Below are 17,298 nucleotides of genomic sequence, written 5' to 3'. Positions count from 1 at the left end.
GGGACCTCCTTCGACGGTCACGACGCGCACGGCATCCGGACGGCGAGCGTGGTGGGTCCGCCCGGCGGGCTGTCGAGGCGCAGCGTGCCGTCGAGGGCGGCGACCCGCCGGCGGATCCCGGGGATCCCGGTGCCGCGCGCCTCGTCGGCGCCGCCCCTGCCGTCGTCGGTGACCTCGACGGACAGCACGTCGCCGGCCCGCTCGATCCGCAGGGACGCCCTGGTGGCGGCGGCGTGCTTGGTCACGTTCGTCAGCGCCTCGGCGATCACGTAGTAGGCCACCGTCTCCACGGACGGCGGCAGCGCGCCCAGGTCGGCGAGCTCGATGTGGACCGGCACGCTCGACCGGGCGGCCAGCGCCGTCAGCGCGCCGTCGAGCCCGCGGTCGGCGAGGATCGGCGGGTAGATCGTCTGGAGCACCGCGCGCAGCTCGGCCATCGCCTCCTCCGCCGTCTCGTGCGCCTCCTGGAGCAGCAGGGCGACCGTGTCCGGGTCGTCGGCGAGCGACTCGCGGGCCAGGCCGAGGTGCATGGCGATGGTCACCAGGCGGGCCTGCGTCCCGTCGTGCAGGTCGCGTTCGATGCGCTGGAGCTCCGCGCCGTGGGCGTCGACCACGCCGACCCGGCTCCTGGTCAGCACGTCGACCCGCTCGGTGAGCCGCTCGCGGGCCGACGGCGCGAGCAGCGCCAGGGACAGCCGGGCGTGCAGCCGGGCCAGCGCGGGCAGCCCCCACCAGGCCGCCGCGCCGAGGACGACGATCTGGGCCGTCCCTCCGGCCAGCGCGGTCGCCCAATCGTCCACGGGAACGTCGAAGAACGAGAACAGCGTGGGACGCGCGTCCGCCGGGAACGCCTGCCACGCGACCATCGCCACCGCGGCGACCACGATGTTGCCCAGGCACAGCAGGGCGGCCAGCCCGAGCGGGAACCCGGTGGCGACGTGCGCGAGCGCCCAGGCGAGATCCCGCCGCCCGCCCGGCACCCCGTCGCCCGGGGCGCCGAGCAGCCGGCCGGCCCGCCGGCGGTGCCAGGCCGCCCAGCCCCGCCCCGCCGCCGGCGCGAGCAGCACCGGGAGCGCGAGCGCCGTGGCCACGGCGGTGGCCAGCGTGCCCAGCAGGTAGCCCGAACCGGAGAACAGCCGGGAGACCGAGCCGGACGACAGCCAGGACATCGAACCGGGGAAGGCACGGTCACGCATGTGCACCTCCTGACCTGCGTACCGGAGCACCAGTATCCCGTCACCGTCCGGGGCCGGACACTACAGCGGGCTGTACCAAGGGCGTGCGGCCGGCTGTATCGTGCCGGACGTCCGGCCGGAATAGCGTCCCCGGCCATGAAACCGACACGTGTGCGGCCGCTCGGCCGTCTGGTCCCGGCCATCGCACTGACCGCCCTGATCGCCCTGTCCGTCGCCGTCGCGCCCCCGGCCGGAGCCGACGCCGGCGCGCCCGCGGCGACCGGAGGGAAACCCCCGGCGCTCGACTGGAAACGCTGCTCCCTGGGCCCGGACGACGCCGTCGGCAGGCAGCTCGACCAGGCGGGCGCGCGCTGCGCGGAGCTCGCCGTCCCGCTCGACCACTCCAGGCCGGGCGGCCGCGCCATCAAGCTCGCGCTGTCCCGCATCCCCGCGACCGACCGCGCCCATCGCATCGGCACCTTGGTGCTCAACAGCGGCGGCCCCGGCGAGAGCACGCTCGGCATGCCCCTGCGGACCCGCGCGGCCATGAAGGACGTCGCCGCCCGGTACGACGTCATCGGCCTGGACCCGCGTTTCGTCGGGCGCAGCACGCCGCTCGACTGCGGCTGGCCCATCGGCCTGTGGCTGCGCTCGGCCGGCTCGACCCGCGCCCGGTTCGACCACCAGGTGGCGGTGCAGCGTGACCTGGCCGAGCGCTGCGCCCAGCGGCACGCCGACGTGCTCCCGTACGCCAACACCCGCGACACGGCCCGCGACATCGACCTCGTGCGCCGCGCCCTGGGGGAGCGCCGGATCTCCTTCCTCGGCTACTCCTACGGCAGCTACCTGGGCGCGGTCTACACGCAGATGTTCCCCGGCCGCACCGATCGGGTGGTCCTGGACAGCGCGGGCGACCCGGGCAAGTGGGGCCCCAGGGCGATGCGGGGCACCGAGGACGAGGCGGACCGCGCGCTGCGCGCCTGGGCGTCCTGGGCCGCCGGACGCCACGGAACCTACGGGCTCGGCGCGACCCGCGCCCGCGTGCTCGCCACCGTGGACACGATCGTCGCCGCCGCGGAGGAGCGTCCGCTGCGCGTCGGCGCGTACGAGGTGGACGACCAGGCGGTCCCGTACCTGCTCTCCGTCGGCTCCGCGAACGACCGTCCCGAGGCGCGCGCCGAGTTCGCCGCCACCGTCCGGACCCTGAACGAGGCCGCGCACGGCCGCCCGGCCGAACCCGGCGCCGAGCTCGCCGGATTCCTGGCGTTCGTCCTGACCAGCGCCGGTTCGCCGCTCGCGAGCCCGGCCGCCGCGATCACCTGCGGCGACCGGGCCGCGCCGGGCGACCCCGACGTCTACTGGGACGACGTCCAGCGCAGCCGGGCGCGCCACCCGCTCTTCGGCCCGGTCAAGAACAACATCTGGCCCTGCGCCTTCTGGCCGGACGAGCCGCGCGAGCCGCTCACGCACGTCGCCAACCCCACCCCCGCGCTGATCGTGTCCGCCACCGGCGACACCGCCACCACCTACGAGGGCAGCAAGGCCATGCACCGGGCGCTGACCGGCTCCCGCCTGCTCACCCTGCGCGGCGCCATCGCCCACGGGATCTACGGCGAGTACGGCAACGCCTGCGTGGACGCCAAGGTCAACGCCTACCTGGCCACCGGCGCACTCCCCGCCACCGACCAGACCTGCCGCCCGCGTTAGCGGCCTCGCACCCGTACCTCCGCCAGGGCGAGCGGGTCGGTGCCGGAGGAGAGCTGGATGCGCACGTGCCGGCCGGTGGTGCCGGCGGGCAGTTTGACCGTGCTGGGCCGGCCGGCCTGTTCCTGCACGTGCACGGCGGTCACGCCCGGCGTCGTGCGGGCCGCCTCCAGGCCGTCGGCGGTGATCGGCTGCTCGGAGGACATCACCCAGTAGTCCCGCAACCGTTCGGCGCAGCAGTCGGTGCGGTTCCAGATCTCCACGCTGTCCAGCGCGGCCGAGGCCCCCAGATCGACCTGCCACCAGGCTTCCCTGGCCGGTTCCTGGGTGTGGGTGACCGAGCCGTTCCAGAAGCCGCCGTCGGTGTTGCCGTCCACGGCCCGCGCGGCCGGGGCGTCGTAGCCGGTGCTCTGCTGGGTGGCCGGCTTGCCCTGGGCCAGGTTCGGCAGCACCACCGAGACGGGGAGCAGGTACGCCGCGCGCAGCCGTCCGGACTTGAGCGCCGCCTGGATCCCGAGCGCGGCGGGCTCGGCCCCGGGCGGCACGGTCACGGTGACGGGCACCTCGGTGCTCGCCCCGGCGGCCAGGTGGCCGATCCGGGTGCTGGCCGGGGTCACCGTCCAGCCGTCGGGCGCGGCGAGGGTCAGCGAGGCCGCGCGCAGCGGCGCGGAGCCGGGGTTGGTGACGGTCACCTTGCCGGTGAGGGTCTCACCGGCCTGCGCCTGCTCGGGCAGGTCGGTGCCGAAGCGCGGCAGGGCCGTCACCCCGGGCGTCTCGATCTTGAACGAGTAGGCGTACTGCCCGGTCTCGGCGGGCGTGGTGACGACCACCCGGCCCTGCTCGTCGCGCTGCCACGGCAGCGGGCCGGCGTCGGAGCCGAGCAGCGTGATCCGCGTCCCGGGGCCCGCCGGCACGTCCGCGCCCAGCGTGAGCCGCTCGCCCGGCCACTTCAGCGCGGTCGCGTAGAGGACGCCGTCCTTGACGGTGTACCGGACGTCGTCCGGGCCGCCCTTCTCCTCGGCGCGCGTCCAGTACGTGGTGCCGTACATGGCCTCGCCGTTGACCTTCAGCCAGGAGCCCATGTCCAGCAGCCGTTCCCGCTGCACGTCGGGGATGGTGCCGTCGGCCTTCGGGCCCACGTCCAGCAGCAGGTTGCCGTTCTTGCTGACGATGTCCACGAAGGAGTCCACGAGCTGGTCGGAGGTCAGGTAGTCCTCGATGGGCTCGTTCTGGTTGTAGCCGTAGGAGTGCGCGATGCCGCGGCTGGCCTCCCACTTGACGGGGTCGATGTCGGGCTTGACGGAGTACTCGGGCGTCTGGAAGTCCAGCTCGTGGCTCTCCAGCGCGCCGCTCTCGATCTTGCACCGGTTGGCGACCGCGACCTCCTTGCCCTTCTTGGCCGCCTTGTTGTAGTAGTCGGCGATCACTCCGGCGGTCTGCCACTGGGCGGCCGAGCGGTCCCACTGGCCGTCGCACCACAGGATGTCGGGGTCGTAGCCGTCGATCAGCTCGCGCATCTGCGGGAGCATGTAGTCCTTGACGTAGTCGCCGCTCTGCGGAGCCCCGGTGTAGGGCACGGGCTGGCCGGTGTACGGGTTGGTCGCCGGGTGGCCGGTGAACAGCGGGTTGTACCACTCCATGAGCGAGTAGTAGAAGCCCGCGCGCAGCTTCCCGTCGGCGCGGGCCGCGGTGAACAGCTCCTTGGCCAGGTCACGCTTCGGGCCCAGCGCCATGGTGTCGCGCTCGCTCACCTTGCTGTCCCACAGGGCGACGCCCTCGTGGTGCTTGGAGGTGAGGACGAAGTACTTGGCCCCGGCGTCGTTGAAGAGCTTGACCCAGTCGGCGGCGTCGAACTTCTCGGCCTTCCACTGCTCGGCGAAGCGGTCGTAGGCGAAGTCCGGCCCGTAGGTGTCCCGGTGGTAGCTGTTGGTCGCGTTCCCGGGGGAGTTCATGTAGTACCAGTACCACTCGGCGTAACTGCCGCGCGGGCCCCAGGCCGGGACGGAGTACGCCCCCCAATGGAGGAAGATGCCGAACTTGTCGTTGTTGAACCACTTAGGGGTCGGGTGACTGTTCAGGGATTCGACGGTCGGCTCGTAGGGGCCGTCCGTAGCGGCCTGAGCAGGAGCGGGAAGACATCCGATGATACTGAGCATGGAGACGGCGAGAAGTCGACGTAAGCGGGCCATGTCCACTCCAAAGCGGGTGAAGAGATTGGAGGAAAGGTAGCCCGATCTTTGTTCTCTCGGCAAGAGTTGCACGGAGATTCATCCGATGTCTGCCCGGAGAGGTGTAGCTGTCAGAAGTAGTCCGCCGGCCAGTGGGCGGCGTTCTCCGCGCCCACCACGGGGCCCGGGTCGCCCAGGATCGCGCGGGCCATCCCCGTGCGGTCCCGCTCCCGGACGACGCTCGCGAACAGGTGCGGCAGGGCCGGCTCGTCCCAGGTCAGCCTGGCCCTGCCGGTACGGACGCCCCGGACCGCCGCCTCGGCGGCCAGCGCGGAGAGCACCCCGGGCAGGTCTCCGGCCACCTCCAGCACGTCGAGGACGCCGCCGTCCCAGCGCACGGCGGCGTACCCGGCGTCCCCGGCCAGCAGCTCGACCGGGTCGCCGTACCAGATCGGCAGCCGGTCCCGCCAGTGCGCCTCGTCGCGCACGGCGGTCAGCGGACGCCGCGCGTTGTGCCGCTCGTACACCTCCCGCAGCACCGCCGCCTCGCCGGCCGGGATCCTGCGCAGCCCCCGCCCGGCCGGGCCGGTCCGGCGCAACGGGCCGGACACCGTCCGCAGCTCGAAGCCGGTCCAGTCCTTGTAGACCCCCGGCGTGCCGGTGAACAGCAACGACCAGGCGCAGCCGTCGGCCGCCATCGCCTCGGCCGCCAGCGCCAGCAGCCGCCGGACGTGCCCGCGCCCGCGGACCGACGGATGGGCGGCGACGTTGGCCACGCCGCCCGCCCGCACCTCGCCGCCCAGGCCGTCGTGCAGCCGGCGCGGCAGGTAGTACACGCAGGCCGACACGTCGCCGGTCACGAACGTCCGGCCGTACCGGCCGGGGTCGGTCTCGTACAGGGGCACCACGTGCGGGGCGTCGAAGCAGGCGGCCCACAGCGCGTAGAGCGCCTCCCGGTCGCCCGGACGGGCGGTGCGCAGGGACGTCATCCCATCCTCCCCAGCAGCTCCGGCGTCACCTCGTGCGCCAGCGGGAGGCCACCGGCGTACCGGGCGATCTCCTCGACCACCACCCGGCCCTGACGGGCCCGCCCCGAATCGGTGCCGGCCGCCTGGTGCGGGGTGAGCAGCACGTTCGGCAGCGCGCGGAACGGGTGCCCGACCGGCAGCGGCTCCTCGTCGAAGACGTCGATCGCCGCGTCCAGCCGTCCCGAACGCAGCTCGGCCAGCAGGGCGGCCTCGTCCACCAGCCACGACCTGGCGGTGTTGACCAGCCCGGCGCCGTCGGGCATCAGCGCCAGCTCCCGCGCCCCGAGCAGGTGGCGCGTCTCCGGCAGCGCAGGGGCGTGCACGGCCACGATCCGGCTGGTGGACAGCAGCTCGTCCAGCTCCACGGCGCCCTCGTGGTAGGGGTCGGCGACGGTGACCTCGGCGCCGAGCGCGCGGACGAGGTCGAGGTAGGCCCGGCCGGTCCTGGAGGCGCCGATGACGCCGATCGGGCAGCCGAGGATCTCCCGCCTGGCCGGCGCCCGCTCGGCCGCCTCCCACGGCCGGCCGCCGCGCAGGGCGTGGTCGAAGCGGTGCACCTGGTGCAGCAGCGCCAGCGTGAACGTCAGCGCCACCTCGGCCACCGACCGGGCCATGGCCGCGCCCGCCTGCGTCACCCGGACGCCCCGCGCCCACAGCTCGCCGGTGACGAACGGCTTGACCGTCGCTCCGGTGTGCGCGACCAGCCGCAGCCCCGGCGCCCGGTCGAGCAGCTCGGCGGTCAGCGGCGGCACCCCCCAGGAGGTCACCAGCACCTCGGTGCCGGGCAGCGCCTCGGGCAGCGCGCGGTGGTCGTCGAGCAGCCGCACGTCCCCCAGGGCCAGCAGCGCGGCGGGGTCGGGGAAGAACTGCGCGCGCAGCGGCGGCGGGACGCTGACCAGGACGCGCACGGCGGAGTCAGCCGAGCCAGGCATCGCGGTGCTCCGCCACGAAGTCGTCGTCGGTCAGCCACGGGTAGGCGGCGCCGACCCGGGTCAGCTCCTCGGCCTGGCCGGGGGAGAGGCCCTCGTCCGGGTCGAGGCACCAGGTGCCGGCCAGCAGGCCCTGCCTGCGCAGCACCTCGTGCACGCCGGCGATGCAGCCGGCGAAGGCGTTGGCGCTGTCGAAGACGGCGGCGTTGGCGTCGGTGAGCGCCGTGGCCCGGCCCCACCACCGCGCCGGGTCGTCGCGCAGGCCCTCGACCATCTCCACCGCAGCCCGCGTCCACACCGCCCACTGGCCGAGCAGCCCGCCGGCGAAGCGCAGGCCGCCGGGCAGCTCGGCCAGCAGGTCGCCGATGATGTGGTCGTCGTTGCCCGTGTAGAGGGCGACCTGGTCGGCCCGGTCGGAGGCGGCCACGCCGTGCGCCACGTCCAGCGAGCGGTAGCGGTCGAACGCCGCCACCTTCACCGCGACCGTGGAGGGCTGGTCGGCCAGGGCCCGCCAGAAGCCGCGCGACAACACCGGCCCGCCGATCGCCGCCTGGAGGTAGAAGCCGACGACCGGCAGCACCTCGCCCACGGCCCGCGCCCGCGCCAGCAGGTCGTCCTCGGAGGCGCCGGGCACCACCGGCGAGAGCAGCACGGCGTCGTACCCGAGCGAGGCGGCCAGCTCGGCCTCGGCCACCGCCTGCGCGGTCGGCCCGCACGCCCCGGCGACCAGCACCGGCCGCTCCCGAGCGGACTCACGGGCGGATTCACGGGCGGACTCGCGGGCGGACTCACGGGCGACGTCGGCGGCCAGCCGGAGGACCGGCTCCAGCAGCCCGGCCCCGCGGATCGCGAACTGGGTCGTGTGCACGCCCACGGCCAGGCCGCCGGCCCCCGCCGCCAGGTAGTACCGGGTGAGCGCGGCCTGGCGGCGCTCGTCCAGCGTCCGGTCCGCGGTGAGCGCCAGCGGGTGGGCGGGGATGACGGTCCCCGCCCGCAGGCGCGACAGCGCGGGATTCGGCGTGGGCATCAGAATCTCCCGTCTCGTACGGCGAACTTGGTGGGCTTGCCCGACGTCGGCAGCCCGGCGGCCAGCCAGTCGGCCTGCCAGTCGACCAGCGTGCCCAGCGGCACGTTCGGGTAGCCGAACAGGCGGTGGCACAGTGTGGCGTCGTTCAGCAGCGCCGTCGCGGCCTCCGCGCCCTCGAAGGACACCGGCGTGCCGAGGCGCGCGCCGAAGGCGGCGGCCACCCGGCGCACCGAGGCGGTCTCGGGGCCGGTCAGGTTCAGCGTGAACGGCGTGCCCGCCGTCGCGTGGGCCAGCGAGCGCAGCACGACCTCGTTGGCGTAGCCCTGCCAGACCACGTTGACGTGCCCGGTCGTCACGTCCACCGGAGCGCCGGACAGCACCCGCTGCCCGATGTCGGCCAGCACGCCGTACCGCAGGTCCACGGCGTAGTTGAGGCGGACGATCGTCACGGCCGTGCCGCGGGCGGCGGCCGCGTGCTCGAAGACGCGCTCGCGGCCGAGGCAGCTCATCGCGTACTCGCCCACCGGCCCGACCGGGTCGCCCTCGACGCTCCCGCCGGAGGACAGGGGCACCAGCGGGTAGACGTTGCCCGTGGACAGCGCCGCGACGCGCGCACCGCCGTACCGCTCGGCGACGCGGGCGGGCAGGGCCGCGTTGACGACCCAGGCTAGGTACGGCGCGGCGGACGTGCCGAACTTCGCCCCGACCATGAAGACCACGTCCGCGGCGTCGGGCAGCGTGCCCAGGTCGCCGTCGAGCAGGTCGAAGGGGACGACGTCCACGCCGTGCCCGGCGAGGGCGCCGGCCGCCGCGCGGTCGGACCACCGGGAGACGGCGAAGACGCGGTCGGCGCCGCGACCGGCGGCGTCCAGGCCGCGCCGGGCCAGGCGGCACAACGTGGGCCCCATCTTGCCCCCGGCGCCCAGCACGACCAGGTCGCCGGAGCCGGCGGCGAGGTCGGCGACGAGCGACGCGGACGGGCGGGTGAGGTGCTCTTCCAGATCGTCGACGGAGGTGAACATCAACCCTTGATCCCCGACATCGTGACTCCTTCGGTGAAATAACGCTGGCCGACCAGGTAGGCGGCGAAGATCGGTACGAACGCGACCGTGGCCCCGGCCAGCACGACGCTGAGCGGGACGTTCTCCGTCTGCAGGGAGGCGATGCCCACGGTCAGGGTGCGCATGTCGGCGCCGCCGCCGATGATGAGCGGCCAGAGCAGGTCGTTCCAGTGCCACAGGAAGACGAAGACGCCCAGCGTGGCCAGGATCGGCTTGCACAACGGCAGGACGATCCTGATGAAGATCCGCCATTCGGAGGCGCCGTCGAGCCGGGCCGCCTCGAACAGCTCGTCCGGCAGGCCCATGATGAACTGCCGCATGAGGAAGACGGCCTGCGCGTTGGCGAGCGTCGGCAGGATCAGCCCCCAGTACGTGTCCACCCCGCCCAGCTCGGCGATGAGCATGAAGGTCGGGATGAGCGTCACGTGGTAGGGCACCATGACCATGGCCAGGAACGACCAGAACATGGGCTCGCGGCCGGGGAACCGTTTCTTGGCGAAGGCGTATCCGGCCAGCGAGGCCAGCAGCAGCACGGCCACCACGCTGACCACGGAGTAGATGAGCGTGTTGACCGTCCAGGTGACCAGGTCGCGGCCGCCCAGCACCTCGCCGTAGGCGCTGAAGTCGACCGGCCAGGGCAGCATGCTCTCCGGGAACGTCACGGCCGTGCCCGGCTTCAGCGACAGCACGACCATCGCGTAGAACGGGAACAGCGTGACCGGCGTGGCGACGGCCAGCAGGACGAACCTGGCCACCTTCCCGCCCCTGGTCGGCTCCAGCGCCTTGTACGGGCGGTATGTCGTCACTTCGACCTCCCGATCATCAGGCGCTGGACCAGCGCGACCACGAGGGTCATGACGAACAGCGCGACGCCGATGGCGCTGGCGTAGCCGAAGTCGAAGTTCTTGAACGCCTGCTCGTACAGGGCCATGACCAGCGTGAAGCTGCCGTGCGCCGGGCCGCCGCCGGTCATCACGTAGACCAGGTCGAACACCTGGAAGGAGTTCGTCGTCTCGATCACGGCGACGAAGAACAGCGCGGGGCGCAGCTGCGGGGCCACGATGTAGCGGAACCGCTGCCAGGTGGAGGCGCCGTCGGTGAGCGCCGCCTCCTCCAGCTCCCGCGGCAGGTCCTGCAGCCGGGCCAGGACGATCAGCATGCCGTACCCGAACCTGGACCAGACCGAGACGATCACCAGGGCCGGGATGACCAGCGTGGTGGAGGCCAGCCAGGACTGTCCGGTGAGCTTGGTGATCGGCCCCTCGGAGGAGAACAGCCAGGTGAAGACCGTCCCGGCCAGGACCAGGCTGGTGACGACGGGCAGGAAGAAGACCGAGCGGAAGAAGGCCGCCCCCCGGAAGGCGCGGCGCACCAGCAGCGCCATGCCCACCGAGGCGGCCATCGACGCCGGCACGTACAGGATCGTGTAGATCAGCGTGATGCGCAGCGACTCCCAGAAGACGGGGTCGGCGGCCATCCGCCGGTAGTTGTCCACGCCGGTCCACTCCGGGCTGGCGCCGATGGAGGAGTCGAAGAACCCCAGCAGCACCCCCGCGACGGACGGGCCGAACCGGAACAGCAGGAAGAGCAGGAGGCACGGCAGGACGAACAGCAGTCCGGTCCGCGCCTCCCACCGCCTGACGTCGATCGCCGCCATCAGCCACCCAGCAGCGCGTCCGCGGCCTTGGCCGCGTCGGCGAGCGCCTGCTCGGGCGTCTTCTTGCCGATCAGCGCGGCCTGGATCTCGGGAGCCAGGACGCCCATCACGTCACGCGCCTTCTCGTGCAGCGGCCCGGCCGTGGTCAGGTCGAGCGCCTTCTCCACCTCGGCCTGCACCGGGTCGGCCGCGTACAGCGAGCCGGTGGATTTGCGCGGGGAGAAGTAGCCCGAGGCCAGGTCGTAGGCCTTGCTCGGGGCGGCGCCGGTGGCGAAGCCGATCCACTTGCCCGCCGCCTCCTTGTGGTCGGACGCCTTGAGCAGGGCCAGCGAGCCGACCGTGCCGTAGGCGACCTGCTTGGCGTCGGTCAGCGGCGGCAGGACCTTGATGTTCTCCTTGCCCCAGAACGACTCGACGTCGGCGGGCAGCTGCTGCCAGGTGCAGGCCACCTTGTTCTGCGCGGTCCTGGTCTGCTCGAACTTGGGCAGCCCGGTCAGCAGGTCCTTCTCCACGTAGCCGCCGTCGGCCAGCTTCTTCAGGAAGGTCAGCGCCTTGACGCCCTCGGCGCCGCCGAAGGCCGCCGACTTGCCGTCGGGGCTGAACACGTCGCCGCCCGCCTGCCACAGCAGCGGGTAGAACGACTGGTTGAGGGTGGCGGCGGGGTCGGCCCAGTAGTTGGTGACGTCGACGTCCTTGGCCTTGAACTTCGGGGCCAGGGCGAGCACGTCGTCCCAGGTCTTGGGGAACTCGGTGACGCCGGCGGCGTCGAACGCCTTCTGGTTGCAGACCAGCGGGTTGGCCGACATGAGGATCGGCGCGCCCATGACCTTGCCGTCGATGGTGACCGACTTCAGGGCGTTGTCCCGGTAGTCGGCCTTGTCGGCGAGGTAGGCGTCCACCGGCTCCAGCGTCCTGGCGTACTTGGGGAGCTGGTCGGGGGTGAGGTAGACCACGTCGGGCGCCTTGTTGCCGGCGATCGCCGTGGACAGCGCCTCGTCGCGCTTGGCCCACGGGTAGATCTCGACCTTGACGTCGATGTTCGGGTTGGCCGCCTCGAACGCCTTGGTCTGCTCGTCCCAGAACGCCTGGTGCTTGGGCTGGTCGGCGATGTTCGGGTAGATCCACATGGTCACGGTCTGCTTCTCGTCGCCTCCGGAGCCGCCGCCGCAGGCGGTCAGCGTGCCGAGGGCGGCCGCAGCGGCGGCCAGCGCGCGCAGTCGCATGATGGTTCCTTCCTAGAATGCGGGCACGGTGACGACCGTGCCGCTGTGCCGGGCCTTCTCGGCGGCGAAGACCGCGAGGTGGCTGTGGAGCGACTCGGTGGGGCCCGAGCGCACGTGTGCGGGGTCGCCGGTGGCCAGCGCGGTGACGAAGGCGTCCATCACGCCGTCGTCGCCGCCGCCGTGGCCGTCGCCGGCGTTCGAGCCGGTCTCGGTGACGTTGCGGCGGCTGCTGCGGCCGTCGCGGAAGTCGAGGACCTCGACCGACTCGCCGTCCCCGATCAGCCGTCCGTGGGTGCCGAAGATCCTGGTCTGGCGGTGGGTCTGCTCGGTGAAGGCGGTCATGGTGAAGGTCGCGGTCGCGCCGCCGGTCAGCTGCATGGCGAGCACCTGGTGGTCGACCACGTCGTTGTCGCAGGCGTAGACGCACCTGCCGTACGGGCCGGTGCGCAGGGCGTCCATGACCTGCTCCTCGTTCTCGCCGAGGACGCTGGTCGGCCAGTCGTAGCCGCGGTCCAGGTACAGCCGGGGAGCCGAGTACGGGCACCGGGGCTCCAGGACGCAGTCGAGGCAGCGGTCGGCGGCCTGCTCCGGGCGCCGCTCGGGCCTGAAGTGGCCGAGCGAGCCGAAGCTGGCGACCTGCTCGATCCTGAGCCCGGTGACGTAGGTCAGCCAGTCGAGGTCGTGGGAGGACTTGGCCAGCAGCATCGGGCTGGCCAGGCGCTCGCTGCGCCAGGGGCCGCGCACGTAGGAGTGCGCCTGGTGCCACCAGCCGACCGGCTCCAGGTGCTCGACGCTCATGACCTCGCCGAGCACGCCGCTGTCCACGGTCTCCTTCACCAGCGCGGTGTAGGGCGTGTAGCGCAGCACGTGGCAGACGGCGAGCAGCACGCCGGTCTCGCCGACGGCCGAGACGATCTCGCGGCACTCCTCCTCGGTCGGCGCCATGGGCTTCTCGACGAGCAGCGCGTAGCCCGCCCGCGCCAGGGCGATGGCGGGCTCGACGTGCAGGCGGTCCTGGGTGGCCAGGACGACGGCGTCGGCCACCCGCTCGCGCAGCAGGTCGCGCCAGTCGCCGAACTCGCGCACGCCGGGGCCGGCCAGCTTGGCCCGGCGGGCGGGGTCGGGGTCGGCCACGGCGACCAGCTCCGCGCGATCGGGGTGCGCGGCGATCCAGGAGGCGTAGGTCTGCCCCCGGTTGCCCGCTCCCGCGACCGCCAGCGTTATTTTTCGCACCTAAATCACCAGATTTCCTGATGTGAGGACTTTCGGGCCGTCAGCCGGCAGCTCCCTGGCGACGCCCTCCTCGACGTTGCCCGTGTGCTGGACCACCTCGAAGGCCTTGATCGACAGACGGCCGCCGCCGAACTGGCAGCCGGTCGCCGCGTAGCGGTTCCGGCCGGCGTCGAGCTGGACGTGGGCTCCGGCGTTCTGGCTGCGGACCCCAGCCAGCTGCCAGGAGACCAGCCCGGCGGCCTCCACCCGCGACAGCCCGGCCTCGGCCAGCTCGGTGCCGCCGTCGAGGCGGATGCGCTGGTCGGCCTTGCCGGCGGCGGCCAGGCCCACGTTCTTCACCGTGCAGCCGGTCAGCGCCACCGAACCGGCCAGGACCAGCGGGGCCGCGCCCTCGGCGCCGTTCAGCGTCGAGCCGGACAGGCGCAGGTCCGCGCCGTTGAAGGCGTTGCCGTTCAGGCCGTGGAAGGTGGTGCGGCTGACGTGCAGCGGCGCGGTCACGTTCGCCTGGACGATCTCGCTCTTGGCCGGGACGTTGAAGACGCAGCCCTCGATCAGGTTGGGCCGCCGCGACACCTTCGACTGCTGGGAGACGATCAGCGTGTGGCTGGCCGAGCAGCCGCGCATCTGCACGCCGTCGGCGTTGACCCAGATCATGCCCGAGCCCTCCAGCGACGGCTTGCCGATGACCTGGAGGTCCTCCAGCGTCAGGTCGGTGACCTTCACCCGGGCCACGAACCACGAGCAGACGTGCTTGCGCACCGTGATGCGCTTGGCCGCCGAGCCCCAGGCCGCGCCGGAGTTGGCGAAGGTCATCAGGCCGGAGTTGCCGGTGTAGGTCAGGTCGTGCTCGTACTGGCCGTGGGTGACGAACGGGCCCTGGTCGTCGCCGTCGCCGTGGCAGTTCTCCACGTAGCAGTAGGCGCTGGCGGTGAAGTCGTTCAGGTGCCGGGCGTTGGCCGTGTGGCAGTCGCGGACGTGGCCGTACAGGCAGTAGATCTGCTGGGTCAGGTAGCCCGCCCCGCCCCAGGTCACGCTGGCGGGGTTCTTCAGCGTGCAGCGTTCGGTGCGGAAGTGGGTGGCCCAGCGCCGCATGATCAGCGGCCAGAACGTGCCCGTGCCGTGGATGCCCTCGACGTCGCAGTGGACGGCGTACTCGTAGGCCAGCGGGTGCGAGCCGGTGTACTGGTCGCCGTTCGCGACGCCCTCGAAGCGCAGGTTGCGCACGTGCACGCGCTCGACCGGCTCGACCAGGGTCCAGGTGATCGTGCGGCCGGCGGCCAGCTCCCAGCCGTTCTTGTAGTTGACCCGGATGTGCGTGCCGTCGACGATCTGGGTGACCTCGACCAGCTTCTGCAGCTCGCGCTCCCAGCGGCCGGACAGCGCGTTGACCTCGGCGCTCCACCACTGCCCGACCTTGAAGGCGGCGGAGTCGGCGACCTCGAAGACGTCCGACAGGTCGGGCACCGGGGCGCTCAGCTTGTGGCTGACCGTGGTGGCGGTGACCTTGCCGCGGAAGAACATCACCGCCGCGAACGGGTCGTCCTGGCCCGCCTTCTCGATGCCGACGGTGCGCATCGTGTGGCCGCCGAAGTCGAGCACCAGGTTCGAGCGCTGGAACTTGTGGCGCTTGACGAAGTTGAGGTCGGTGTGGGCCTCGATCCTGAAGACGGCGGGGTCGCCGACCATGGCCTCCAGAGCGTCGTCGGCGGGGGTCTTGTCGTCGAAGACGCCGAAGGCGCGGAAGTCGAGGCAGCCGTCGTGCAGCTGGATCCAGCGACCCTTGGGCGCGGAACCCAGCACGGTGCCGCCGTTGGCGGGCGCGGTGGCGGCGGCGTCCCAGCGGACGAGCTTGCCGCCGCCGTCGCCCGGCTTGAGATAGCCCGCGACCTGCGCCAGCGTGCCGTCCGCCAGTTTGGCGGCCTCGAAGGCGAGCAGCTCGGCCACGGTGGCGACCGCCTGCACCTCGTCCTTGGGCTTCTTGTCCGGCTCGGCGAGCGCGGGCTTGGCCATCAGGACGGTGCCGACAGCCGCTAAACCGGTGACGCGCAGGATGTCACGACGTTCCATGGGGGTGGTTCCTTACAGTGCGAGGGTGTCGGCGATGAGGACGCGGGGGCCGGCGGGCGGGAAGGCGCGCTCGACGCCCTCCTCGGTGCAGCCGGTGTGCACCAGGACGGTGGTGGCGGTCAGGTCGAGCCGGCCGCCGGTGAACCGGGAGCCGGTGGCGCGCCAGCGGTTGTCGCCGGTGGCCTGCTCGACGCGGGTGCCGGTGGCCGTGCAGGCGGCCAGTTCCCAGGTCAGGACGCCCGGACCGGCGGCCCGGCCGAGCGAGGCGTTCTCCAGCGTGACGCCCTCCAGGCGCAGCCGCTGGTCGCGCACGGCGCTCAGCTCGACGCGCACGCCGTCGAGCCGGCCGCCGCTGATCACGACGTCCGCCGAGCCCACCGAGACCTTGCCCGCTCCGCTCAGGACGCAGCCGGTGAAGCGCAAGGGGCCGGAGCCGCGCAGGGTGGCGCCGTCGAGACCGGTGATGGCGCACTCCTTGAAGTGCAGCGCGTTGCTCACCGGCGTCTGCACCAGCACCTGGTCCTTCGGCAGCTCGAAGGAGCAGCCCTCGATGACGTTGGGCCGGCCGGAGCGGTTGGACCGCTGGCCGATCGCGACCGTCCTGGCCGAGCAGCCGCGCATGTGCAGGCCGTCGGCGTTCACCTGGAGCGTTCCCGCCGGGTCGAACGTCGAGCGCGGGATCACCCGGACGTCCTCCAGCGTCAGGTCGGTGATCTTCGTTCCGGCGACGAACCACGAGCACAGGTGCTTGCGCACGGTGATGCGCTTGGCGCTGGTGCCCCAGAGTGCGCCGCTGTTGGCGATGTCCATGAGGCCGGAGTTGCCGGTGAAGACCAGGTCGTGCTCGTACTGGCCGTGGGTGGTGAAGGGGTTGCCGCCCTCGTCGTCGCCGTCGCCGTGGCAGTTCTCGACCGTGCAGTAGGCGCTGGCGGTGAAGTCGTTGAGATGGCGGACGTTGGAGGTGGTGCAGTCGGCGACGTGGCCGTACAGGCAGTAGATCTGCTGGGTCAGGTAGCCGGCTCCGCCGTACATGACGGTCGGGGGGTTCTTCAGGCTGCAGCGCTCGGTGCGGAAGTGGGTGCACCAGCGTCGCATGATCACCGGCCAGAAGCTGCCGGTGGCGTGCACGTCCTCGACGTCGCAGTGGACGGCGTACTCGTAGGCGATCGGGTGCGAGCCGGTGTACTCGTCGCCGCCCGGGGCCGCCTCGAAGCGCAGGTCGCGCACGTGCACGCGCTCGACCGGCCGGACCAGCGTCCAGGTCAGCGTACGGCCGGCGGCCAGCTCCCAGCCGTTCTTGTAGTTGACCCGGACGTGCCGGCCGTCGACGACCTGGGTGATCTGGACCAGGCGCTGGAGCTCGCGTTCGTACGTGCCGGCCAGCGCGTCGACCTGCACGGCCCACCACTGGCCGACCTGGAACTGCCGGGAGTCGACCTCGAAGACGTCGGCCAGGTCGGGGAGCGTGGCCGTGAGCGTGCCGGTGACGGTGGTCCCGGTCCGCTCGCCCTGGAAGAACAGGACCGCGCCGAAGGGGTTGTCGTGGGAGTTCTTCTCGATGCCGGCGGTGGTCATGGTGTGGCCGCCGAAGTCGAGCACCAGGCCGGAGCGCCGGAAGGTGTGGCGCTTGACGAAGTTGAGGTCGGTGTGGGCCTCGATCCTGGAGACGGCGGGGTCGCCGACCATGGCCTCCAGGGCGTCGTCGGCGGGGGTCTTGTCGTCGAAGACGCCGAAGGCGCGGAAGTCGAGGCAGCCGTCGTGCAGCTGGATCCAGCGGCCCTTGGGCGCGGAGCCGAGCACGGTGCCGCCGTTGGCGGGCGTGGTTGAGGCGGCGTCCCAGCGGACGAGCTTGCCGCCGCCGTCACCGGCGCGGTGATAGCCCGCGACACGCAGCAGCGTGCCGTCGGCGAGTCGGGAGGCGTCGAGCGCGAGAAGGCGCGCGACGTCGGCTACATGGTTCATGGGGGGAGGCCTTCGGGAGCGGGGTGATGGGAAGGCCGGGCGACGTGCGAAGGCGGGCAGGCGG

General features: G+C 72.6%; 13 protein-coding genes. 1 reads left to right on the top strand and 12 read right to left on the bottom strand.

The features are described 5' to 3' along the window. Nucleotides 1-17: 17 nt before the first annotated feature. Complete coding sequence (locus AB0C33_RS47410) at nt 18-1,196, bottom strand: histidine kinase (protein ID WP_358301187.1); 1,179 nt, start codon at nt 1,194-1,196, stop codon at nt 18-20. 135 nt (nt 1,197-1,331) lie between these two features. Here AB0C33_RS47410 and AB0C33_RS47405 point away from each other — a divergent pair, with 135 nt between their 5' ends. Beyond that, nucleotides 1,332-2,882, top strand: a complete 1,551-nt coding sequence (locus AB0C33_RS47405) for an alpha/beta hydrolase (RefSeq protein ID WP_358301184.1) — start codon at nt 1,332-1,334, stop codon at nt 2,880-2,882. Here AB0C33_RS47405 and AB0C33_RS47400 read toward each other — a convergent pair. The 11 genes from AB0C33_RS47400 to AB0C33_RS47350 form a co-directional block, all read right to left on the bottom strand. Further along, nucleotides 2,879-5,035: an alpha-L-fucosidase gene (locus AB0C33_RS47400; protein WP_358301181.1), complete on the bottom strand. Its 2,157-nt coding sequence runs from the start codon at nt 5,033-5,035 to the stop codon at nt 2,879-2,881. The two genes, AB0C33_RS47405 and AB0C33_RS47400, sit on opposite strands and share 4 nt — an antisense overlap. A 143-nt stretch (nt 5,036-5,178) precedes the next feature. Then, entirely contained in the window at nt 5,179-6,036 is an 858-nt protein-coding gene (locus tag AB0C33_RS47395; RefSeq protein ID WP_358301178.1) for a GNAT family N-acetyltransferase, read from the bottom strand. After that, on the bottom strand, nt 6,033-7,007 hold the full coding sequence (locus tag AB0C33_RS47390) for a hydroxyacid dehydrogenase (RefSeq protein ID WP_358301175.1): 975 nt from the start codon (nt 7,005-7,007) through the stop codon (nt 6,033-6,035). Before AB0C33_RS47390 ends, AB0C33_RS47395 begins: the two co-directional genes overlap by 4 nt. Further along, entirely contained in the window at nt 6,991-8,031 is a 1,041-nt protein-coding gene (locus AB0C33_RS47385; protein ID WP_358301172.1) for a dihydrodipicolinate synthase family protein, read from the bottom strand. The genes AB0C33_RS47390 and AB0C33_RS47385 overlap by 17 nt, the downstream gene beginning before the upstream one ends. After that, nucleotides 8,031-9,053, bottom strand: a complete 1,023-nt coding sequence (locus tag AB0C33_RS47380; protein ID WP_358301169.1) for an NAD-dependent epimerase/dehydratase family protein — start codon at nt 9,051-9,053, stop codon at nt 8,031-8,033. Before AB0C33_RS47380 ends, AB0C33_RS47385 begins: the two co-directional genes overlap by 1 nt. After that, a complete protein-coding gene (locus AB0C33_RS47375) occupies nt 9,053-9,898 on the bottom strand; it encodes a carbohydrate ABC transporter permease (protein ID WP_358301166.1) in 846 nt (281 codons plus the stop codon). Before AB0C33_RS47375 ends, AB0C33_RS47380 begins: the two co-directional genes overlap by 1 nt. Continuing rightward, nucleotides 9,895-10,749 (bottom strand): sugar ABC transporter permease, encoded by an 855-nt coding sequence (locus AB0C33_RS47370; RefSeq protein ID WP_344207378.1) that lies wholly within the window; start codon nt 10,747-10,749, stop codon nt 9,895-9,897. The genes AB0C33_RS47375 and AB0C33_RS47370 overlap by 4 nt, the downstream gene beginning before the upstream one ends. After that, nucleotides 10,749-11,972, bottom strand: a complete 1,224-nt coding sequence (locus AB0C33_RS47365) for a sugar ABC transporter substrate-binding protein (RefSeq protein ID WP_358301162.1) — start codon at nt 11,970-11,972, stop codon at nt 10,749-10,751. Before AB0C33_RS47365 ends, AB0C33_RS47370 begins: the two co-directional genes overlap by 1 nt. A 12-nt stretch (nt 11,973-11,984) precedes the next feature. Beyond that, complete coding sequence (locus tag AB0C33_RS47360) at nt 11,985-13,205, bottom strand: Gfo/Idh/MocA family oxidoreductase (RefSeq protein WP_358301159.1); 1,221 nt, start codon at nt 13,203-13,205, stop codon at nt 11,985-11,987. Further along, nucleotides 13,206-15,272: a hypothetical protein gene (locus tag AB0C33_RS47355; RefSeq protein WP_358301156.1), complete on the bottom strand. Its 2,067-nt coding sequence runs from the start codon at nt 15,270-15,272 to the stop codon at nt 13,206-13,208. Nucleotides 15,273-15,284: 12 nt separating this feature from the next. Then, nucleotides 15,285-17,234 carry a hypothetical protein gene (locus tag AB0C33_RS47350; RefSeq protein WP_358301153.1) on the bottom strand — a complete coding sequence of 650 codons (1,950 nt, stop codon included), beginning with the start codon at nt 17,232-17,234 and terminating at the stop codon, nt 15,285-15,287. Between the last annotated feature and the right edge of the window lie 64 nt (nt 17,235-17,298).

This window comes from Nonomuraea sp. NPDC048881 (assembly GCF_040649795.1).
Lineage (GTDB): Bacteria > Actinomycetota > Actinomycetes > Streptosporangiales > Streptosporangiaceae > Nonomuraea.
The sequence above is the reverse complement of the archived record's forward strand: the minus strand, read 5'-3'. Positions and strand labels throughout refer to the sequence as shown.